This window comes from Pseudomonas sp. S2_C11 (genome assembly GCF_054668395.1).
The window spans coordinates 78,769-100,586 of sequence record NZ_CP162765.1 but is presented as its reverse complement, the minus strand read 5'-3'; the positions used below and the strand labels follow the sequence as shown (position 1 = coordinate 100,586).

At 60.3% G+C, this 21,818-nt stretch carries 18 protein-coding genes; 9 read left to right on the top strand and 9 right to left on the bottom strand.

Annotated elements, in window-relative coordinates:
- Positions 1–170: 170 nt before the first annotated feature.
- The 6 genes from AB4N48_RS00430 to AB4N48_RS00405 form a co-directional block, all read right to left on the bottom strand.
- Complete coding sequence (locus AB4N48_RS00430; protein ID WP_016772909.1) at positions 171–995, bottom strand: ABC transporter permease; 825 nt, start codon at positions 993–995, stop codon at positions 171–173.
- Between the two features lie 12 nt (positions 996–1,007).
- Positions 1,008–2,255, bottom strand: coding sequence for an ABC transporter permease (locus AB4N48_RS00425; RefSeq protein ID WP_076564337.1), 1,248 nt, complete (start codon positions 2,253–2,255; stop codon positions 1,008–1,010).
- 258 nt (positions 2,256–2,513) lie between these two features.
- Positions 2,514–3,557: an ABC transporter substrate-binding protein gene (locus AB4N48_RS00420; protein ID WP_016772907.1), complete on the bottom strand. Its 1,044-nt coding sequence runs from the start codon at positions 3,555–3,557 to the stop codon at positions 2,514–2,516.
- Positions 3,558–3,605: 48 nt separating this feature from the next.
- Complete coding sequence (locus AB4N48_RS00415; protein WP_252868383.1) at positions 3,606–4,730, bottom strand: ABC transporter ATP-binding protein; 1,125 nt, start codon at positions 4,728–4,730, stop codon at positions 3,606–3,608.
- A gap of 333 nt (positions 4,731–5,063) precedes the next feature.
- Entirely contained in the window at positions 5,064–5,693 is a 630-nt protein-coding gene (locus AB4N48_RS00410; protein ID WP_041476690.1) for a response regulator, read from the bottom strand.
- Positions 5,694–5,777: 84 nt separating this feature from the next.
- Positions 5,778–8,174 carry a PAS domain-containing sensor histidine kinase gene (locus tag AB4N48_RS00405; protein ID WP_252868384.1) on the bottom strand — a complete coding sequence of 799 codons (2,397 nt, stop codon included), beginning with the start codon at positions 8,172–8,174 and terminating at the stop codon, positions 5,778–5,780.
- 74 nt (positions 8,175–8,248) lie between these two features.
- Between AB4N48_RS00405 and AB4N48_RS00400 the strand changes: the two genes are divergently transcribed.
- Positions 8,249–9,235, top strand: coding sequence for an alpha/beta hydrolase family protein (locus tag AB4N48_RS00400; RefSeq protein ID WP_460094615.1), 987 nt, complete (start codon positions 8,249–8,251; stop codon positions 9,233–9,235).
- Between the two features lie 97 nt (positions 9,236–9,332).
- Here AB4N48_RS00400 and AB4N48_RS00395 read toward each other — a convergent pair whose 3' ends face one another.
- The 3 genes from AB4N48_RS00395 to AB4N48_RS00385 are packed head-to-tail and all read right to left on the bottom strand — an operon-like array spanning position 9,333 to position 11,789.
- Positions 9,333–10,100: a TerB family tellurite resistance protein gene (locus AB4N48_RS00395; protein WP_041476693.1), complete on the bottom strand. Its 768-nt coding sequence runs from the start codon at positions 10,098–10,100 to the stop codon at positions 9,333–9,335.
- A 1-nt stretch (position 10,101) separates the two neighbouring features.
- Positions 10,102–10,773, bottom strand: a complete 672-nt coding sequence (gene murU, locus AB4N48_RS00390; RefSeq protein ID WP_056786684.1) for an N-acetylmuramate alpha-1-phosphate uridylyltransferase MurU — start codon at positions 10,771–10,773, stop codon at positions 10,102–10,104.
- Positions 10,770–11,789, bottom strand: a complete 1,020-nt coding sequence (locus tag AB4N48_RS00385; RefSeq protein ID WP_095181413.1) for an aminoglycoside phosphotransferase family protein — start codon at positions 11,787–11,789, stop codon at positions 10,770–10,772. Before AB4N48_RS00385 ends, murU begins: the two co-directional genes overlap by 4 nt.
- 130 nt (positions 11,790–11,919) lie before the next feature.
- Between AB4N48_RS00385 and AB4N48_RS00380 the strand changes: the two genes are divergently transcribed.
- The 8 genes from AB4N48_RS00380 (at position 11,920) to AB4N48_RS00345 (ending at position 21,750) form a co-directional block, all read left to right on the top strand.
- Complete coding sequence (locus AB4N48_RS00380; RefSeq protein WP_150636794.1) at positions 11,920–14,694, top strand: LPS-assembly protein LptD; 2,775 nt, start codon at positions 11,920–11,922, stop codon at positions 14,692–14,694.
- Positions 14,669–15,991 carry a peptidylprolyl isomerase SurA gene (gene surA, locus AB4N48_RS00375; RefSeq protein WP_177434216.1) on the top strand — a complete coding sequence of 441 codons (1,323 nt, stop codon included), beginning with the start codon at positions 14,669–14,671 and terminating at the stop codon, positions 15,989–15,991. The genes AB4N48_RS00380 and surA overlap by 26 nt, the downstream gene beginning before the upstream one ends.
- On the top strand, positions 15,988–16,977 hold the full coding sequence (pdxA, locus tag AB4N48_RS00370; protein WP_016772897.1) for a 4-hydroxythreonine-4-phosphate dehydrogenase PdxA: 990 nt from the start codon (positions 15,988–15,990) through the stop codon (positions 16,975–16,977). The genes surA and pdxA overlap by 4 nt, the downstream gene beginning before the upstream one ends.
- Complete coding sequence (gene rsmA / locus AB4N48_RS00365) at positions 16,974–17,792, top strand: 16S rRNA (adenine(1518)-N(6)/adenine(1519)-N(6))-dimethyltransferase RsmA (protein WP_130887897.1); 819 nt, start codon at positions 16,974–16,976, stop codon at positions 17,790–17,792. The genes pdxA and rsmA overlap by 4 nt, the downstream gene beginning before the upstream one ends.
- Positions 17,793–17,905: 113 nt before the next feature.
- Positions 17,906–18,286, top strand: a complete 381-nt coding sequence (apaG, locus tag AB4N48_RS00360) for a Co2+/Mg2+ efflux protein ApaG (RefSeq protein ID WP_041476700.1) — start codon at positions 17,906–17,908, stop codon at positions 18,284–18,286.
- Positions 18,286–19,167 (top strand): symmetrical bis(5'-nucleosyl)-tetraphosphatase, encoded by an 882-nt coding sequence (locus tag AB4N48_RS00355; protein ID WP_460094612.1) that lies wholly within the window; start codon positions 18,286–18,288, stop codon positions 19,165–19,167. Before apaG ends, AB4N48_RS00355 begins: the two co-directional genes overlap by 1 nt.
- 34 nt (positions 19,168–19,201) lie before the next feature.
- The gene (glpE, locus tag AB4N48_RS00350; protein ID WP_095181409.1) at positions 19,202–19,531 is read left to right on the top strand and encodes a thiosulfate sulfurtransferase GlpE; all 330 of its coding nucleotides are present in this window, start codon (positions 19,202–19,204) and stop codon (positions 19,529–19,531) included.
- Positions 19,532–19,827: 296 nt separating this feature from the next.
- Positions 19,828–21,750 (top strand): PrkA family serine protein kinase, encoded by a 1,923-nt coding sequence (locus tag AB4N48_RS00345; RefSeq protein ID WP_016772892.1) that lies wholly within the window; start codon positions 19,828–19,830, stop codon positions 21,748–21,750.
- Positions 21,751–21,818: the final 68 nt, after the last annotated feature.

Here is a 21,818-nt window from a genome sequence, read left to right as displayed (position 1 = left end):
CCTAACCCTCTCCCGGAGGGGAGAGGGGACTGACCGGGTTGTACTCTCGAAATACATCGACCTGAATTACCGAGTCGAACTCCGGCCGCGAAAGCCACGAAGATCTGCTCCCTTCCCCCTCGCCCCCTTGGGGAGAGGGCTGGGGTGAGGGGTGGCTTTTGACCTTGATCTCAGACTTGCGCAGTACGCAGTTTCTCGCTACGCCCGCGCAGCCATTCCAGGGTCAGCAGCAGAATCACCGAGAAGGCAATCAGCAACGTCGCAGCAGCCGCAATCGTCGGGCTGAGGTTTTCGCGAATCCCGCTGAACATCTGCCGAGGCAATGTCGCCTGCTCAGGCCCGGCGAGAAACAGCGTCACCACCACTTCATCGAAAGAAGTCGCAAAGGCAAACAGCGCCCCGGAAATCACTCCCGGCGCAATCAGCGGCAAGGTCACCCGGCGGAACGCCGTCAGGGGTGAAGCACCCAGACTCGCCGCCGCACGCACCAGATTGTGATTAAAGCCCTGCAAAGTCGCCGACACGGTGATGATCACAAACGGCACACCCAATACCGCATGCACGACGATCAGCGAGAAGAAGCTGTTACCCAGCCCCAGTGGCGCGAAGAACAGATAGCTGGCCACGCCAATGATCACCACCGGCACCACCATCGGCGAAATCACCAGCGCCATCACCAGTGACTTGCCAGGGAAGTCGCCACGGGTCAGGCCGATCGCCGCCAGCGTGCCGAAGATCATCGCCAGCACCGTCGCCGCCGGGGCGACGATGATGCTGTTCTTCAGTGCACGCATCCATTCCGCCGAGGCGAAGAAGTCGTGGTACCACTGCAGCGAGAAACCCTGCAGCGGATAGACCAGAAAACTCCCCGAGTTGAACGACAACGGAATGATCACCAGCACCGGCAGGATCAGAAACAACAGAATCAGGCCGCAGAGGATCCGCAGGCTGTAGAACCACACCCGTTCAATGGGCGACATGTAAGGACTCAGCATCGCAAATTCCCCTTAGCTCAGGCGCAGGCGACTGGCGCCGACCAGCCAGCTGTAGATCAGATAAAGCACCACGGTCGCCAGCAACAGCAAGCCGCCGAGCGCGGTGGCCATGCCCCAGTTGATGCTGGTGTTGGTGTAGAAAGCGACGAAGTAGCTGACCATTTGGTCGTTCGGGCTGCCGAGCAGCGCCGGGGTGATGTAGTAGCCAATCGCGAGGATGAACACCAGCAGGCAGCCGGCGCCAACGCCGGCATAGGTCTGTGGGAAGTAAACCCGCCAGAAACTGGCGAACGGATGACAGCCAAGGGAAATCGCCGCGCGCATGTAGGTCGGCGAGATGCCTTTCATCACGCTGTAGATCGGCAGAATCATGAACGGCAGCAGAATGTGCACCATCGAGATGTACACGCCGGTGCGGTTGAACACCAGTTCCAGCGGTTTATCGATGATGCCCATGGCCAGCAGCGCACTGTTGATCAGGCCGCCGGATTGCAGCAGCACGATCCACGCGGCGACCCGCACCAGAATCGAGGTCCAGAACGGCAGCAGCACCAGGATCATCAGCAGGTTGCTCTGCCGCGAAGGCAGGTTCGCCAGCAGGTAGGCCAATGGATAGGCGAGCAGCAGGCAGATCACGGTGATGACCAGGCCCATCCAGAACGTGCGGGCGAAGATGTCGAGGTAGATCGCCTGATCCGGGGTGGCCGGGGCCAGTTCGCCAAGGTCATCGATACGGTGATCGACCGCCGCCAGCAGGTAATACGGAGTGATGCTGCTGGTGTTGCGTTTCACCGCTTGCCAGTAGGCCGGGTCGCCCCAGCGTTCGTCGAGCGCTTCCAGCGCTTCTTTGTAGGAGGCCGGTTCGCTGGCGAACGGCAGCGCGCGGGCGGTTTTGGTCAGCAGGCTGCGGTAGCCGGCCAACTCCATGTTCAAGCGCTTGGACAGATCGCCCAGCGTCTGGTTTTTGCGGGCTTCGGCGAGGTCTTCGCTGGCCGCCTTGTACACCGGCTCGGCCGGCAGACCACGGCCGTCCCAACTCGCGATGGCAGTGACAGTGCGCGGCATGCCGCCAACCACTTCCGGGTTGCCGACGCTTTTATAGAGCAGCGCCACGATCGGCACCAGAAACACCAGCAGCAGAAACAGCACCAGCGGCGCAATCAGTGCCTGGGCCTTCCAGCGGTTGACCCGCTCGGCGTGCTTGAGCTTCTGCTTCAAGGTGGGGCTGTTGCCCTCGTTCAGGGGAACGGCGATGGCCATGACGTACTCCGCAAATCTTTGATCGTTACAGAGGTGGCGAACCACCTCTGTTGCGTTGAAACACTGCTACCTGTGGGAGCGAGCCTGGTGGCGAGGGGATTTATCCCCGTTCGGCTGCACAGCAGTCGTAAAACCTGAGAATGCGGTTTATCTGACCCACCGAGCGGGTATGGCTTTGGGGCTGCTTCGCAACCCGACGGGGATAAATCCCCTCACCACAAAAGCCCCCTTGCCATCTCCATACAGGTAAATAAGTGGTTATTTCGCCGCCCAGGAATTGAAGCGCTGTTCCAGTTGCTCGCCGTTGTCAGCCCAGAAGCTGACGTCGATCTGCACTTGGTTGGCGATGTTTTCCGGGGTGGTCGGCATGTCTTTCAGGACATCCTTGGCCAGCAGCGGCACGGCTTGGGTGTTGGCCGGGCCGTAGGCGATGTTTTCCGAGTAGGTCTTTTGCTGCTGCGGCTGCACCGAGAAGGCGATGAATTTCTTCGCCGCTTCCGCGCGTTTGGCATCCAGACCTTTCGGGATGGCCCAGGCGTCGAAGTCGTAGATGCCGCCGTTCCACACCACTTTCAGGTTGGATTCTTTCTGCACCGCCGCAATGCGACCGTTGTACGCCGAGCTCATCACCACGTCACCGGAAGCAAGGTATTGCGGCGGTTGTGCGCCGGCTTCCCACCACTGAATGCTTGGCTTGAGCTCATCGAGTTTCTTGAAGGCGCGATCCTGGCCGCCCTTGCTTGCCAGCTCTTTGTAGACGTCTTTCGGCGCCACACCATCGGCCATCAGCGCGAATTCGAGGGTGTATTTGGCGCCTTTGCGCAGGCCGCGCTTGCCCGGGAATTTCTTGGTGTCCCAGAAATCCGCCCAACTGGTCGGTGCGGTTTTCAATTTGTCGGCGTTGTACGCCAGTACGGTCGACCAGACGAAGAAACCTACGCCGCACGGCTGAATGGCGCCCTTGACGTAGTCTTCGGTCTTGCCGAACAGTGCCGGGTCGAGTTGCTCGAACATGTCTTCGTCGCAACCCCGGGACAGCTCTGGCGATTCAACTTCGACCAGATCCCACGACACGCTCTTGGTGTCGACCATGGCTTTGACCTTGGCCATCTCGCCGTTGTATTCGCCAGCGACGATCTTGCCGTTGCCCGCCGCTTCCCAGGGTGCATAGAAGGCTTTGACTTGCGCCGCCTTGTTCGCCCCGCCAAACGACACCACGGTCAAGTCCGGGCCGGCGGCCATTGCGCCGGTCGCACCCATCAGGCCCAGAGTCAGGGCGGTGAACTTCAGGGATCTCAACATTTATTGTTCTCTCCACGTGCAGGGTTGGTGTTGGTATTGCCGGGGCGCTTAGTGCGCCTCTAAAAGCGGATCGAGCGCACGAACGTGCTCGATCTGCCAGCCAAGCGGTACCACGTCGCCGACGCTGAGCGCAGGATCGAGCTCGGCAATCGGTTGTTTCACGAAGAAGTCGGTCTTGCCGCAGACTTCCAGGCGCACCCGGACGTGGTCGCCCAGATAGATGAATTCCGCCACCCTCCCTGAGAAGCGGTTGACGCATTGATCGCTCGAACCGTTGAGGCTGACGCGCTCCGGACGGATCGACAGGGTCACCGGCTCGCCGGTCTGGCCAACGTTGACTGCCAGTGCCTCGACCTTTTCGCCACGCCCCAACTCGACCACGCAGCGCTCGCCACTCTGGCTGAGCAGGCGGCCGTTGAGGCGGTTGTTCTCGCCAATGAAGTTGGCGACGAAGGTGTTTTTCGGTTCTTCGTAAAGCGTGCGCGGTGGCGCGATCTGCTGGATCTCGCCTTGATGGAACACCGCGACGCGGTCGGACATGGTCAGTGCTTCGCCCTGGTCGTGGGTCACGTAGACCACGGTCACGCCGAGGCGCTGGTGCAGGTGCTTGATCTCCATCTGCATGTGTTCACGCAGTTGTTTGTCGAGGGCGCCCAGCGGTTCGTCCATCAACACCAGTTGCGGCTCGAACACCAACGCGCGGGCCAGTGCCACACGCTGCTGCTGACCGCCGGACAACTGCGCCGGATAGCGCGAAGCGAACGCATCGAGCTGAACCATGCTGAGGACTTTCTTCACCCGCTCGCTGACATCGCTTTTGTTCAAGCCGCGCACGGTCAACGGGAAAGCAAGGTTTTCCGCGACAGTCATGTGCGGGAACAACGCGTAGTTCTGGAACACCATGCCGATATCGCGCTTGTGCGGCGGTACGTTGTTGATCGAACGCCCGGACAGAAGGATTTCACCGGCGGTCGGCGTTTCGAAACCGGCGAGCATCATCAGGCTGGTGGTCTTGCCGGAACCGGACGGCCCGAGCAGGGTAAGAAATTCGCCCTTGCGAATGTCCAGGTTGAGGTCTTTGACGATCAGGTTCTCGCCGTCGTAGCTCTTCTGCACACCACGAAAGCTGACCAGCACATCACTGGTCCCTGCGCTTGTATCGACCTGGCTCATACCCACACCTTTGTTGTTGATGACTGCTTGTTCATCAAGCCTAGTGGCTGGCGGCGGCCACGCAAATCGGGGTGCAGGAGAGAATCGCTTAAGCGCAATGGAAGGTTGGGGGTAGGGATTGCCCTACAAGGATGGCGCGTTTGGGCAAACGCAGCGGCAAGGGGCAAGCTGCAAGCCGCTAGTAAAGGCAAAAGCGTCTGTCGCTAATGGATATGCCAACTCCGAACCTGTGGGAGCGAGCCTGCTCGCGAATGCGGTGGGTCATCAAACTGAATGGCTGACTGTTACGCCGCCTTCGCGAGCAGGCTCGCTCCCACATGAGGGCGGTGACGGTCAAAGGAGTTTGTGCTCCATCGCATATTTCACCAGCTCCGCCAGCGAGGTGATGTTGAGCTTCTGCATCAGCCGCGCCTTGTGCGTGCTGATGGTCTTGCTGCTCAAGGCCAGTTGCTGGGCGATTTCGTTGACGTTCGCGCCCTGAGCGAGGCGCTCGAACACTGAGAATTCGCGTTCTGACAACAGCGAATGCAGCGGGCGGGTATCGGTCAGGCCGACTTCGAAGACCATGCGGTCGGCCAGTTCCGGGTCAATGTAACGCCCGCCCGCTGCGACTTTGCGGATCGCCGTGAGCAGCAGCGCCGGATCGCTGTCCTTGGTCGCATACCCGGCCGCGCCGACCTTCAACGCGCGCGCGGCCATTTGCGCTTCGTCGTGCATCGACAGCACCAGAATTGCTGGCGGATTGTTCAGCGCCCGAATGCGCGGGATCGCTTCCAGGCCATTGACCCCGGGCATGGAGATGTCCAGCAGCACCACCTCGCAAGGTACGCTGCGCAGGGTTTCGAGCAGTTGCTCGCCATTGCTCGCCTCCCCCACCACTTGCAGATCCTTGGCCAAGCCGATCAATTGCTTGATGCCCTCGCGGACGATGGTGTGGTCTTCAGCTACCAATACACGGATCACGTTGTTCTCCAGATTTCAGGTACACACCAGTCCCTGTGGGAGCGAGCCTGCTCGCGAAGGTGTCAGCACTCACAATACAAAACTTCAGACCTCACTTACCGGCACCCACACTTGAAGACTGGTGCCCTCCCCCGGCTCACTCACCAGCTCCAGCCGCCCGCCCATGATCAGCACCCGCTCACGCATGCCGACCAGACCAAACGAGGTCGGCCGACCCTCGGCGGCGACAAATCCTACGCCATCATCGCTGACGGTCAGACACAATTCATCGCCCGCAAGCACCAGCGTCAGCTCCACCGTGTGCGCCTGAGCATGGCGCATCACGTTGGTCAGCGCCTCCTGCAAAATCCGGAACAGCCCCACCGCCTTGGCATCGCTGAGCGCCGGCAGGTTGTCCGGCACCTGCACCAGACACGGAATCTGCGTGCGCGCCTCGAACCGCCGCGCCTGCCACTCGATGGCCGAGGCAATCCCGGCATCCAGAATCGGCGGACGCAACGCGGTCGCCACATCGCGCACCAGCTGAAATAACTGTGCGATCAGGCGCTTCATGCTGTTGAGCCGCTCGTTCAGACCGGGATCGAGTTGCGCGTAGGCCAATTCGCACATCGATGTCTCCAGTTTCAGCACGGTGAGCATCTGTCCCAGCTCATCATGAACTTCCCGGGCGATGCGCGCCTTCTCTTCTTCGCGCACGCTTTCCAGGTGCGCCGACAGTTCGCGCAGTTGCTCGCGCGAGGCCGCCAGTTCCAGCTCGATGCGTTTGCTTTCGCTGATGTCCCAGACAATGCCGTCCCACACATAGGCTCCGTCCTCCAACTGGCGGGTGATTGCCTTGATCTCGGCCCAGCGCTGCTCACCCTGGCGCGTGACGATGCGGCCCTGCCACGACCAGTCGCTGTCAGTGTCCAGCGCCTGATCCTGGGTACGGTGATAACTGGCCCTGTCATCGGGGTGCACCAGGCTGCGCAAGCCCATGTCGCGATGAGCGATGGCTGCCGGCGCATAACCGACCAGACTTTCGCTGCCTTCGCTGATGTAGGCAAAGTCGATCTGCCCGGTGACCGGTGCCCGCTCCAGCCTGAACACCAGACCCGGAACGTTGGCGGCGATGCCTTGCAGGCGCGCCTCGCTTTCCTGCAAAGCGGCGAGCGCGCGGCGGCGGTCGGTGACGTCGGTGAGGTAGACCACCAGATATTCACTGTCGCGAAAACGCAGAAAACTCAAAGACACGTCGGCCGGCAGCACGCTGCCATCGGCACGCAGGCAGCTGGTTTCGAAGCTCAGCGGCCCTTCTTCACTGGCCCGCGCACGCTTCCACAGATTGAGCCAGCGATCCATGTGCAGGCCGGGCTCGAAATCGATCAGTGGCCGTTCGATCAGCCCGCCCGAGGGATAGCCGAGCATGTTTTCCGCTGCGCGGTTGGCGTAGCGCACATGGCTGTCCCAATTGACCCAGAGGATGCCGACGGTGCTTTGATCGATGGAAAACTGCGTCAGCCGCAGCGCCTCTTCACTGGCCGCGCGCAACGCAATGTCTTCGCGGGCGCTGAGCAGGCGTTGTTCGAGGCTGTGTTGTTGGCGCCGCTGCCACACCACGATCACCGCGCAACTGAGCAGCATCACCGCGAACAACAGGCTGAGGTTCTGCCAGAACCCCGGCGATTCGGTCAGCCGTGGGTACTTCGGCTGCAGCCATTGGTTGTGCAGTTGTTCCAGATCCTTGGCCGGTATTGCGCGCAAGGCGCTCTGGACGATGCCGGCCAGTTCCGGCCAATCGCGCCGCGAGGCCACGCGCAGCAACTGCGGCAGGCCGATATCGCCGACCACCACCAGTTCGGCAAACTCCGGCTCCACCGACAGACGCCCCAACTGCGCTTCGTCGACCACCGCGTAGGAGGCTTGCTGACTCAACAGCAGCTGCAAGGCCTGACGCTCCAACGGCACACCTTGCAAATTCAAGTGCGGATAATTGCTGCGCAGATAATCGGCGGTGCTGCTCGGCATACGCACGGCGACGCGGGTCTGGCTGTCGAGCTTTTCCAGATCGACCGCGCCGCTGCTTTTCTGATCGCTGACCACCAGTTGCGGCACGCGCATGTACGGGTCGGAAAACTGCCAGAGGCGCAGCGCGCTCGGGGTCTGGCTGAGGCCCGGAGCGATGTCGATCTCGCCCTCGCGCAAAGCGTTTTCCAGCGCCCCGAGATCCTGGAAGTTGCGCCAGCTCAGCTCCACGCCCAAGGTTCTGGCGAGCAGCTTCATCAACTCGACATTGGCCCCGGACAATCGCTGCAGGCGCCGATCGTAGGTCGCGTAAGGCGCCTGCAAGACCAGGCCGACGCGCAATTCGTTGTGCTGCGCCAGCCATTGCTGCTGCTCTGGCGACAATTGCGCGGCATGGCCCGGCGGCGCAGGCGCCGCCCAGCCCATCAAGGGAAACCACAAACAGCCGATAACCCACAGGCAGCAAAATCGCTTCATTGAAGTCTCATACACTGACAAATTCTGACCAACCCATTAGGCTGCCGGGATACTTTTCTGGCCTGGAATAACCGATGCCCTCTGTCTACCGCCTGGCACTGCCAGCATTGTGCCTGTCGCTGATCCTGCCTTGTGCGTTTTCCGTCGAAGCCGCCGACCCGGCGCCCGCCGCCACGGATAAACCCGCCGAGGAAAAACCGGCCGAGCGCCAGCCACTGCTTGAGCGTAGTCAGGAAGAGGCCGCCGCACTGCAACGTAAACTGCCGGCGCAAGAGCAGCAACAACTGCAGGCTGGCAGCGACACTTTCCTCGCCCTGTGGAAACCGGCCAACAGCGCCGAGCCCAAAGGCGCGGTGATCATCGTTCCCGGTGCCGGCGAAACCGCTGACTGGCCGCAGGCAGTTGGCCCGTTGCGAGGCAAATTGCCGGATGCCGAGTGGAGCAGCCTGAGTATCACCCTGCCGGATCTGCAAAGCGACGCCATTGCTCCGCGCGTAATCGAACCGGCCGCCGCGCCGAAAGCCCCGGAAACCACGAGCAAAGACGCCACCACCGCACAACCGATCGAACAGGCCGCTGGCGGTGAAGCGGAAGTTGCCGAACAGGTAGTGGCCGAGACCAGCGAAGAACAAACCAAAGCCGACGCCGAGCGCATTTTCGGACGCATCGACGCAGTGATTGCCTACGCCGAACAGCAGAGCGCGCGCAGCATTGTCGTGCTCGGTCACGGCACCGGCGCCTACTGGGCGGCGCGTTTTCTCAGTGAGAGACAAACGCCTCAGGTGGAGAAACTGGTGATGGTCGATGCGCAAGTCCCGACCAAAGCCCTGCCGCCACTCGCCGAACTGACGCCGACGCTGAAGCTGCCGACGGTGGATATTTTCTATATGGACAGAGCGCTGGATCGCAACGCGGCGCTGGAGCGCATGCAGGCGAGCAAGCGCCTGAAGACCTCGGCGTTCAGCCAGGTGGCGCTGAAGGTGTTGCCGGACAAGAAGGCTGAGCAGGAACAGTTGTTTCGGCGGGTGCGGGGCTGGTTGAATCCACAAAATACGGACTGATAAAAGCAAAAGATCGCAGCCTTCGGCAGCTCCTACCGGAAAAATGCATTCCAAAGGTAGGAGCTGCCGAAGGCTGCGATCTTTTGATCTTCAAGGGTCAGCGAAAATCCCGTCGCTCGCGAATCAGCGTATAGGCGCTATGCAGTTCCCGCGTACGCTCGGTCGCGTCACGCACCTGCGCCGGGGTCGCGCCGCTGCCGGCGATTTTGTCCGGGTGATGGCGACTGAGCAATCGCCGGTAAGCGCGCTTGATCTGTGCCGGCTCACTGCTCGCCGACACCCCAAGCAGCTTCATCGCCTCCTGATAGCTCACTGCCGCACTGACGATCGGCCGCTTGCCCGGCTCGTAATCGCTGGCCAGCGCTTGCACCTGCTGCGACGTCCAGCCGAGCCACTTGCCCCACTGCGCCAGCAACTCGCGTTCGCTGACCCCGGCGCGACCATCAGCCCAAACCATTCGCCAACAGGCGCGCAACACACCTTCGGCCGCGTGCGGTTGAGAACTCAGACGACGCAGATAGCCGCGCAGATTGTCGCTGCCGGACTTGCCGCGATTGAACGCGGCAATCGCCCGTCGAGTCGCCGGTTCGCTCATTTCCAATGCGCGCATTTCATTGCGCGCCTGCTGGATATGCCCGTCAGTGACGCGTCCGTCGCTCTTGGCCAGACGCCCGAGCAACACGAACAGCAATTCATCGTTGCGCAGCATCGGCCGGCCACCGAGCTTTTCGCGTAAGTGCCCCCAGCTCTGCAAGTGCAGGCGCCGATCCAGCGCCTGCCCCAACAACGCCCCAAGCATGGCCCCCGGAATGCTGGCAATCGCGTACCCCACTCCGGCTCCAATCAGAGTCCCTGGCCACAGCATCTCAGCGACTCGCTTCTATCAAGGCTTCGGCTTCGGCCAGACGCTCGTGGGTACCGACATCCACCCAATGCCCCTTCAGCCGCTCGCCCGTCACTTCACCTTTGGCCATGGCGTTGCGTAGCAGCGGCGCGAGCTTGAACGCGCCATCGCTGCAACCATCGAACAACTGCGGATGCAGCACGGCGATACCGCTGTAGGTCAGCGTCTGCGCATCAGGCTCGCCGTCCTGCACTTTGCCGTCGATGAGAGTGAAGTCGCCTTTCGGGTGATGCGCCGGATTGTCCGCCAGCACCAGATGCGCCAGGCCATTGATCGGCTGGTGCAGCACGCTGAAGTCGTAATCGGTCCAGATGTCGCCGTTGACCACCAGAAACGCATCGTCACCAAGTAACGGCAGCGCACGGAAAATCCCGCCACCGGTTTCCAGCGGCTCGCCTTCCGGCGAGTACTGGATACTCAGGCCGAAACGCGAACCGTCACCCAGATGATCCTCTATCTGCTGACCGAGCCAGGCGTGGTTAATGACGATTTCGTTGAAGCCTGCAGCCGCGAGGGCGTGCAGGTGATACTCGATCAGCGGCACGCCAGCGGCCTGCACCAGCGGTTTCGGCGTGGTCAGGGTCAGCGGGCGCATACGCTCGCCTTTGCCCGCCGCCAGAATCATTGCCTTCATGCCGTCGCTCCAGCACGCAAGCTGCTGAACAGCGCTTGCAGCTCCGCCAGTTCAGGACGGCGGGCGATCACTGCTTCTATATAAGAGAAGAAGCGCGGCACATCGGCCAGATAACGCGGCTTGCCATCGCGATGGCAGATACGCGCGAAGATGCCGATGACTTTCAGGTGACGTTGCACGCCCATCAAGTCGCTGGCGCGCAGGAAGTCTTCGAAATCAGCTTGCACCGGAATGTCCAGTGCCGAGGCTTGCTGCCAATAACTTTCCAGCCAGCCGCGTACACGTTCTTCCGGCCAGCTGAGGAAAGCGTCCTTGAACAGGCAAGTCACGTCGTAGGTCACCGGGCCGTACACCGCGTCCTGGAAGTCCAGCACGCCAGGGTTCGGCTCGCTGAGCATCAGGTTGCGCGGCATGTAGTCGCGGTGCACCAGCACTTTCGGCTGCGCCAGCGCGCTGTCGATCAAGAGCTCGCTGATGTGCTGCCACTGTTGCTGCTGGGCCGCATCGAACTCGACGCCCAGCTCATGCTTGACGTACCACTCGGGGAACAACTCAAGCTCACGACGCAACAAGGCGACGTCGTAACTGGGCAACGGCGCAACCATCGGCAACTGTTGAAAAGCCAACAGCGCTTGCAGGGCATCGTGGAATAACGCGTCGGCATTTTCGCCATCGATGACGTCGAGATAGGTCTTGTTGCCCAGGTCATTGAGCAAAAGAAAACCGCGTTCGAGGTCTTCGGCGTAAATTTTCGGCACATTAATTCCGGATTTCGCCAGCAAAAAAGCGATATCCACGAACGGTTTGCAGTTTTCCTGGGGTGGCGGCGCGTCCATCACGACGAAGCTGCGACCATCGCCCTCCCAGCGGAAGTAGCGGCGGAAACTCGCGTCGCTGCTGGCCGCGGTCAACGTGGCCGGGGGCACGGTGCCCCAGCCCTGCTCGGCAAACAACTTTGCCAACTGCTCATCGAGCCAAACTTTCAGGTGTTGCAAGCGTACATCTTGGTCAGGCATTGCAAGGGTCTCCGACGGCGCTAGCCGTCAAGCGGGTCATGCTTTATTATCCAGCATCTTTTTCAGACCATCGAGAGGCGTGCGGCCCACACCGCGGGCAGATGGCACGCAGGAAGCCCGGACTAATAAGATGGCATTGAAATCCCCCGCGTTTCGTAAAAAATTTCCATTGTTGGTAACCGGCAGTCTGCTGGCTATGCAACCTCTGGCCAGTCAATTCGTTGTTGCCGCCGAGCAGTATGACTGCTCCGTCTCGGCTACGGGTGGCTGGGACTGTGCGCCCAAGTCGCCCGCCGCGGCATTGCCGCCGCGTCCGGTGCATGACGGCAGTGCCGTCAGCGCTGCCGGCGAGCCTGCGGCCGACAAGGGTTCCGACGCCGACACTGGCGCGAAAACCGCACTGGTCACCGAGTCCAAGGGCCGCGGCCTGAAATCCCGTAGCGAAGACTACAGTCACCTCGACTGGGTTCCGCGCGAGAAGCTCACCGCTGCGCAATTGGCCGAGACCGGTCCTTACTGCTCTGGTTCCTATATCGAACCGATTCGTCCTGGCATGAATGACAAGACGAATAAAAGTGACGCGCCGACCTTCATCGGTGCCAAAGCGTCGCGTTACGAGCAGGACACACAAGTCGCCAGCCTCGCCGGTGACGTGATCATGCGTCAGGGCAGCATGCAGGTCGAAGCCGACGAGGCCAATCTGTATCAGGCCGAGAGCCGTGGCGAACTGGCCGGCAACGTGCGCATCCGTGACAACGGCGCGCTGATCGTCGGCGACCACGCCGATGTGCAGCTCGACACCGGTGAAGCCAAGGTCGACAACGCCGAATACGTGATGCACAAATCGCGCATCCGCGGTAACGCGCTGTATGCCAAGCGTGCCGAAAACGCGATCATCCGCTTGAAGGACGGCACGTACACCACGTGCGAACCGAACAGCAACGCCTGGCAGCTCAAGGGCAACAACATCACCCTGAACCCGGCCACCGGTTTCGGTACCGCGACCAACGTGACGTTGCGCGTCAAAGACATCCCGATTCTGTACACCCCGTACATCTACTTCCCGATCGACGACCGTCGCCAGTCAGGTTTCCTCCCGCCGACCATCGGCTCGGGCAGCGACACCGGCTTCATGCTGGTCACGCCGTACTACTTCAACTTGGCGCCGAACTATGACGCCACGTTGTACCCGCGTTACATGAGCAAGCGCGGCATGCTGGTGGAGGGTGAGTTCCGCTACCTGACCAAGTCGAGTGAAGGGCAGTTCGGTGCGGCGTATCTCAACGATGAGAACGACGATCGCAAGCTTCAGTCCGACTACAAGGACACTCGCTATATGTACAACTGGCAGCACAAGGGCGGTCTCGATTCCCGTGTGCTCACAGAAGTTGACTACACCAAGATCAGCGATCCGTATTACTTCCAGGATCTGCAGACCGATCAGATTGGTGTGAAGAGCGATGATTTCGTCAATCAGCAGGGTGCGGTCAGCTACCGTGGCGACAACTACACCGCACGCCTGAATGCTCAGCAATATCAGCTGGCTACCGTTTCCAACATCACACCGTATGGTCGTCTGCCGCAGATCACCTTCAATGGTCAGCTGCCGTACCATCCGGAAGGTCTGAATTTCGATTACGAGACCGAGCTGGTTCGTTTCGATCGCGATCTACGTGATGGTGACTTCATCAATGAAGATGGCATTGCCGAGCGTCGTCTCGACACAAACATCAGCGGTCTGGCCCGCGCTAACGGCGATCGCCTGAATCTGAAGCCGGGCGTCAGCCTGCCGATGAATTGGACGTATGGTTTCCTCAAACCATCGTTGAAGTATCAGTACACGCAGTATCAGCTTGATCTCGACCAGCAAGGCAAAAGCACGCTACTGGCTGGTGAAGACTACAGTCGCAACCAGAACCGCGGCGTCCCTATAGCCAGCGTAGATAGTGGACTGTACTTCGACCGCAATACCTCCTATTTCGGCAAGAATTATCGCCAGACCCTAGAACCACGTCTCTTCTATCTCTATGTACCTGAGAAAGATCAGGAAGACATTCCGGTATTCGACACCAGCGAAACGACGTTCAACTACTCGTCGCTTTTCCGTGACAACCGCTTTACCGGCTCCGACCGTGTCGGTGACGAGAACAAGCTGTCTCTGGGCGTGACCAGTCGCTGGATCGAAGACAACGGTTTCGAGCGTCAGCGCATCAGCGTTGGCCAGGCTCTGTACTTCAAGGATCGCAAGGTCCAACTGCCGGGTATCGCTTTCAACGATCGTGACGACGCGAAATCCGACGTTTCGCCATACGCGCTGGAATACGAATACCGCTGGAACCGCGATTGGCGCACCACTGCCGACTACAACTGGGACCCGGACAGCCGCAGCCCGCGCTCTGGCAGCGCGATGTTCCACTACCAGCCGGAAGACAACCCGAACAAGGTGGTCAACGTCGGTTACCGCTATCGTAACGACCAGGTTCGTTACGACCAGAACACCGGTCGCTGGACTGTGGGCGGCGGTGACTACGGCACCCCGGGTCAACCTGGCTACGTGAAGGACTACTACAAGATCCAGCAGCATGACTTCTCGGTCATCTGGCCGATCGTTCCGCAGTGGAACGCCATCAGCCGCTGGCAGTACGACTACAACCGCAATCGCACGCTGGAAGCCTTCGGTGGTTTCGAATACGACAACTGCTGCTGGAAACTGCGCCTGATCAACCGTTACTGGGTCGCCTATGACGAAAACAGTCAGAACGCCCCGGAAAACGAAAAAGGCGACCATGGCATCTTCCTCCAAATTGTTCTGAAGGGACTCGGCGGCCTGACTGGCGCCAAGGTAGAGAGCTTCCTCGACAAAGGCATTCAAGGTTATCGTGAACGTGAAGACCAAGCTTTCTGATTGTCTGCGCCCGGTGCTGCTGGGCGCGCTGTTCCTGGGTACGGCGGCCAACGCCGCCGTACAGTCCATCGATAAAGTGGTGGCGATCGTCGATAACGACGTGGTCATGCAGAGCCAACTGGACCAACGCGTTCACGAAGTTCAGCAGACCATCGCCAAGCGCGGTGGCGGTCTGCCGCCTCCGGGTGTGCTCGATCAGCAAGTGCTCGAGCGTCTGATCGTCGAAAACCTGCAACTGCAGATCGGCGAACGCTCGGGCATCCGCATCACTGACGAAGAGTTGAACCAGGCTGTCGGCACCATTGCTCAGCGCAACAACATGAGTGTCGATCAGTTTCGTGCTGCACTGGCTCGTGACGGCCTGAACTATGACGACGCCCGTGATCAGATCAAGCGCGAAATGATCATCAGCCGTGTGCGTCAGCGTCGTGTGGCGGAGCGTATCCAGGTGTCCGAGCAGGAAGTGAAGAACTTCCTCGCCTCCGACCTCGGTAAGATGCAGCTGTCCGAAGAACTGCACTTGGCCAACATCCTGATTCCGACCCCGGAAAGCGCCAACTCTGAAGCCATTCAGAGCGCTTATCGTCAGGCGATGGATGTATACCAGCAGCTCAAGCAAGGCGCCGACTTCGGTCAGATGGCCGTGGCCAAATCCGGTAGCGACAACGCGCTGGAAGGCGGCGAGATGGGCTGGCGTAAAGCCGCACAACTGCCACCTCCGTTCGATCGTGAGCTGAGCAGCATGGCGGTTGGCGACATCACTCAGCCTGCGCGCACGCCGGGCGGCTTCATCATTCTGAAGCTGCTGGGCAAACGTGGCGGCGAAGCGCAGATGCGCGACGAAGTGCATGTCCGCCACATCCTGGTCAAGCCGAGCCCGATCCGCGACGAAGCCAAGACCAAGGCACTGGTGCAATCGTTGTATGACCGCATCACCGCCGGCGAAGACTTTGCCGAGCTGGCGAAAAACTACTCGGAAGATCCGGGTTCCGCCCTCAACGGCGGCGACCTGAACTGGATCGACCCGAACGTGCTGGTACCGGAATTCCGCGAAGTGATGGCTTCGACCCCACAAGGTCAGCTGTCCAAGCCATTCCAGACCCAATACGGCTGGCACGTGCTGGAAGTCCTTGGCCGTCGCGCCACTGACGGCACCGAACAGGCCCGTGAGCAGCAAGCAATGACTGTACTGCGTAACCGCAAATACGATGAAGAGCTGCAAACCTGGCTGCGTCAGATCCGTGACGAAGCATACGTAGAGATCAAACTCCCTGGTGCAGACCAGGCAGCGCAGTGAAACCCAAGCGTTTCGCGCTGACACCCGGCGAACCGGCCGGCATCGGTCCCGACCTGTGCCTGCTGCTCGCCTCGCAAGCCCAGCCACATCCCCTGATTGCCATCACCAGCCGCGACCTGCTCCTTGAGCGGGCCGCGCAGCTGGGGCTGGCCGTCAGTCTGCTGGATGTCGCGCCGGGGCAGTGGCCAGATGTTCCAGCACCGGCCAACAGCCTGTACGTCTGGGACACGCCGCTCAGCGCACCGGTAATCGCCGGGCAACTGGACAAGGCCAACGCTGCATTCGTCCTCGAAACCCTGACCCGCGCCGGCAACGGCTGCCTGAACGGCGATTTCGCAGGGATGATCACCGCGCCGGTGCACAAAGGTGTGATCAACGAGTCGGGCATCGCGTTCTCTGGACACACTGAATTTCTCGCCGACCTGACGCACACCGCGCAAGTAGTGATGATGCTGGCCACTCGCGGTTTGCGCGTGGCGCTGGTCACCACGCATCTGCCTCTGCGCGAGATTGCCGACGCGATCACCCCGGAACGGCTGGAAAGAGTCACGCGAATCCTGCACGCCGACCTGCAAGACAAATTCGGCATCGCCCGGCCACGCATCCTGGTCTGCGGTCTCAACCCGCATGCCGGTGAAGGCGGCCACCTGGGCCATGAAGAAATCGACATCATCGAACCGACATTAGAGCGCCTGCGCGGCGAGGGCATGGACCTTCGTGGCCCGCTGCCTGCCGACACTCTGTTTACCCCCAAATATCTGGAGCACTGCGACGCAGTGCTGGCGATGTACCACGACCAGGGCTTGCCCGTGCTCAAGTACAAAGGCTTCGGCGCTGCCGTCAACGTGACGCTGGGCCTGCCGATCATCCGCACCTCGGTCGACCATGGCACCGCCCTGGATCTGGCCGGCAGCGGCAGGATCGACACCGGCAGCCTGCAAGTCGCCCTGGAAACCGCCTACCAGATGGCCGAGACCCGTTTATGAACGAGCAATACCAACACAAGGCGCGCAAACGCTTTGGTCAGAACTTCCTCCACGATGCCGGCGTTATCGACCGCATTCTGCGCTCCATCCACGCCAAGGCTGACGATCGCCTGCTGGAAATCGGCCCCGGTCAGGGCGCCCTGACCCAGGGCCTGCTCGGCTCCGGCGCGCAACTCGACGTAGTGGAGCTGGACAAGGATCTGATCCCGATCCTCAACCAGCAGTTTGCCGGCATGAGTAATTTCAACCTGCATCAGGGCGATGCGCTGAAGTTCGACTTCAATACGCTGAACGCCGCGCCGAACAGCCTGCGGGTGGTTGGCAACCTGCCGTACAACATCTCCACGCCGCTGATTTTTCACCTGCTGAACAACGCCGGCATCATTCGCGACATGCACTTCATGTTGCAGAAAGAAGTGGTCGAGCGCCTGGCCGCAGGCCCGGGTGGCGGTGATTGGGGTCGTCTGTCGATCATGGTTCAGTATCACTGCCGTGTAGAACATCTGTTCAACGTCGGCCCGGGCGCATTCAATCCACCGCCGAAAGTCGACTCGGCAATCGTTCGTCTGGTGCCCCACGCGGTTCTGCCGCACCCGGCCAAGGATCACAAGCTGCTGGAGCGCGTGGTGCGCGAAGCCTTCAATCAGCGCCGCAAAACCTTGCGCAATACCCTCAAGCAATTACTCAGCAATGCCGAGATCGAAGCCGCCGGCGTCGATGGCAGCCTGCGTCCCGAGCAACTGGATCTGGCTGCATTCGTGCGCCTGGCCGACCAGCTCGCGATACAGGTCCCGGCCACTCCTGCCGCCGACTGACTCGCGATGAACGCTATCGGGCAGCACACCACTCTGGTTTACTGCCCGATACTTGCCTAGACTGATTCCCCATCAGCTACGCCCCGCGTTCCGCTTCGTTAAGGCCTTCTTGCATGTCCGATTCCCGTTATCAGGTCGATGTCAGCGTCGTCACCCGCTATCTGCCAGACCAATCGCAACCCGAACACGACCGTTTCGCCTTCGCCTACACCATCACCGTACAGAACAACGGCGAGGTTGCGGCCAAGCTTCTGTCCCGGCACTGGGTGATCACCGATGGTGACGGCCATGTCGAACACGTGCGCGGTGAAGGCGTCGTCGGCCAGCAACCGTCGATCGATGTAGGCAAGAGCCATGTCTACACCAGCGGCACAGTGATGACCACCAAGGTCGGCACCATGCAGGGCACTTATCAAATGCTCGCCGACGACGGCAAACATTTCGATGCAATCATTGAGCCGTTTCGCCTCGCCGTGCCCGGAGCCCTGCACTGATGACGACGTATGCCGTCGGTGACCTGCAAGGCTGCCTCGAACCACTCAAGTGCCTGCTCAGGCAAGTTGCCTTCGACCCGGCGCTTGACCGGCTGTGGCTGGTCGGCGATCTGGTCAACCGTGGCCCGCAGTCGCTGGAAACCCTGCGCTTTCTCTACGAGATGCGCGAGTCGCTGGTCTGTGTCCTCGGCAATCACGATTTGCATCTGCTGGCCGCCGCGAAAAAGATCGAGCGCTTGAAGAAAAGTGACACCTTGCGCGAAATCATCGAGGCCCCCGACGGCCCGCAATTGATGGAATGGCTGCGCCAGCAGAAGCTGATGCATTACGACGAAACACGCGATGTTGCGATGGTCCATGCTGGCATCCCGCCACAATGGTCGCTGCGCCGTGCGTTGAAGTGCGCCGCCGAAGTCGAGACCGCCCTGCGTGACGACAACGTATTCCCCGCCTACCTTGACGGTATGTACGGCAATGAACCGGCGAAATGGGACAACGACCTCAAAGGCATTGATCGTCTGCGGGTGATCACCAATTACTTCACGCGCATGCGCTTTTGCACCGCTGAGGGCAAGCTCGACCTCAAAAGCAAGGAAGGCCTCGACAGCGCCCCACCCGGCTACAAGCCGTGGTTTCAGCACAAGGAGCGCAAGACCAAAGGCCTGCGCATCATCTTCGGTCACTGGGCGGCGCTCGAGGGCAATATCCACGAGCCGGGCATTTCCGCGCTGGACACCGGATGCGTATGGGGCGGCAGCCTGACGCTTATGAACGTCGACAGCGGCGAACGCCTGTCATGCAAATGCGACGAGCACGGCGGACTTGCGCCATCAGTCGCCCCACTCACCCCCAACGATTCGCCCGTCAACGCCTCGCGTTAGACTGCGCCTTCAGTAGAGCAACAGGTACTTTGTCATGACCGAATTCAAACGAATCCCCCCGGAACAGGCGCAGGCCCTGCGTGAACAGGGCGCAGTCGTAGTCGACGTACGCGATCCGGCGACCTTTGCCGCGCTGCACATCAGCGGCTCCAAACATCTCGACAATCATTCCCTGCACGCTTTCATTCAAGGCGCCGACCTCGATGCACCGACCGTCGTGGTCTGCTACCACGGCAATTCCAGCCAGGGCGCAGCCGCCTATCTGGTCAGCCAAGGCTTCTCCGACGTTTACAGCATGGACGGCGGCTTTGAGCTGTGGCGTACGACTTATCCGTCGGAAACCGCGCAAGGCACCGCCGAATAATTTTTTTGCGCAGCGCAGGCCCCGGCTGCCGTGGGCCTGCGCGCGGCAGACGAACGGTCTGCCACAACTAATTACGTATCTCGCCTTTACCTCTCGAATTCCCAACTATCCTTAAGCGCAGGCCATCCAAAACAGGGGAGAGCCGGTACACCGGCGCGCGGGTCATCGGGAGTAGCTTTCGCGGTTTGTCGACCGTGGGAGAATTCTGGGGGGTAAACAGCAGCTGCAACAGCGACTGCTGCCAGCATCGACTGAGTGATCCGGCGTCGGCTCCACGTATCGAGCGAGGTGACGTCATGAGTATCTTTAGCCACTTCCAACAACGCTTCGAATCCACACGCCAGGAAGAACTCTCTCTGCAGGAGTACCTGGAGCTGTGCAAAAACGATCGCAGCGCCTACGTTTCCGCCGCCGAACGTCTGTTGATGGCGATCGGCGAACCGGAACTGCTCGACACTTCGACCAATTCGAGGCTGTCGCGCATCTTCTCCAACAAGGTGATCCGTCGCTATCCGGCTTTTGAAGACTTCCACGGGATGGAAGAATGCATCGACCAGATCGTCTCGTATTTCCGCCACGCTGCCCAAGGCCTGGAAGAAAAGAAACAGATTCTTTATCTGCTCGGCCCCGTCGGTGGCGGTAAATCGTCCCTGGCCGAGAAGCTGAAACAACTGATGGAGAAAGTGCCCTTTTATGCCATCAAGGGCTCGCCGGTCTTCGAATCGCCTCTGGGTCTGTTCAACGCCACCGAAGATGGCGCGATCCTCGAGGAAGATTTCGGCATTCCACGGCGCTACCTGAACACCATCATGTCGCCCTGGGCGACCAAGCGCCTGGCCGAATTCGGCGGCGACATCAGCCAGTTCCGCGTGGTCAAGCTGTACCCGTCGATCCTCAATCAGATTGCCGTGGCCAAGACCGAACCCGGTGACGAGAACAACCAGGACATCTCGGCGCTGGTCGGCAAGGTCGATATCCGCAAACTCGAAGAATTCCCACAGAACGACGCTGACGCCTATAGCTACTCCGGTGCGCTGTGCCGGGCCAACCAGGGCCTGATGGAGTTCGTCGAGATGTTCAAGGCGCCGATCAAGGTGCTGCACCCATTGCTGACTGCTACCCAAGAGGGCAACTACAACAGTACCGAAGGCCTCGGCGCGATTCCGTTTACCGGCATCCTGCTGGCTCACTCCAATGAATCGGAGTGGCACACCTTCCGCAACAACAAGAACAACGAGGCGTTCATCGACCGGATCTACATCGTCAAAGTGCCGTACTGCCTGCGCGTCAGCGACGAAGTGAAGATCTACGACAAACTGCTTTTCAACAGCTCCCTGTCCAAGGCGCACTGCGCACCGGACACCCTGAAAATGCTCGCGCAGTTCACCGTGTTGTCGCGCCTCAAGGAGCCGGAAAACTCCAACATCTATTCGAAGATGCGCGTCTACGACGGCGAAAACCTCAAGGACACCGATCCGAAGGCAAAGTCGATTCAGGAGTACCGCGATTCGGCCGGTGTCGACGAAGGCATGAACGGCCTGTCGACCCGCTTCGCCTTCAAGATTCTCTCCAAGGTATTCAACTTCGATCCGCATGAAATCGCCGCCAACCCGGTGCACCTGCTCTATGTGCTGGAACAACAGATCGAACAGGAACAGTTCCAGGCCGAAACCCGCGAACGTTACCTGCGCTATCTGAAGGAGTACCTGGCGCCGCGCTACATCGAGTTTATCGGCAAGGAAATCCAGACCGCTTATCTGGAGTCCTACAGCGAATACGGCCAGAACATCTTCGATCGCTACGTGCTGTACGCGGATTTCTGGATTCAGGATCAGGAGTATCGCGACCCGGAAACCGGCGAGATCCTCAACCGCGTAGCCCTGAACGAAGAGCTGGAAAAAATCGAAAAACCGGCCGGCATCAGCAATCCGAAGGATTTCCGCAACGAAATCGTCAACTTCGTCCTGCGCGCCCGGGCCAACAACAACGGCAAGAACCCGACCTGGCTCAGCTACGAAAAACTGCGGGTGGTCATCGAGAAGAAAATGTTCTCCAACACCGAAGACCTGCTGCCCGTCATCAGCTTCAACGCCAAGGCCAGCAAGGAGGATCAGCAGAAACACAACGACTTCGTTACGCGAATGGTTGAACGTGGCTACACCGATAAACAGGTACGCCTGCTGTCCGAATGGTACCTGCGGGTCCGCAAGTCGCAGTGAGGCAGCTGCAAGCTATAAGCCACAAGCTGCAAGAACAAAGCGTGTGAACCCTGAAACACGGGCATTTG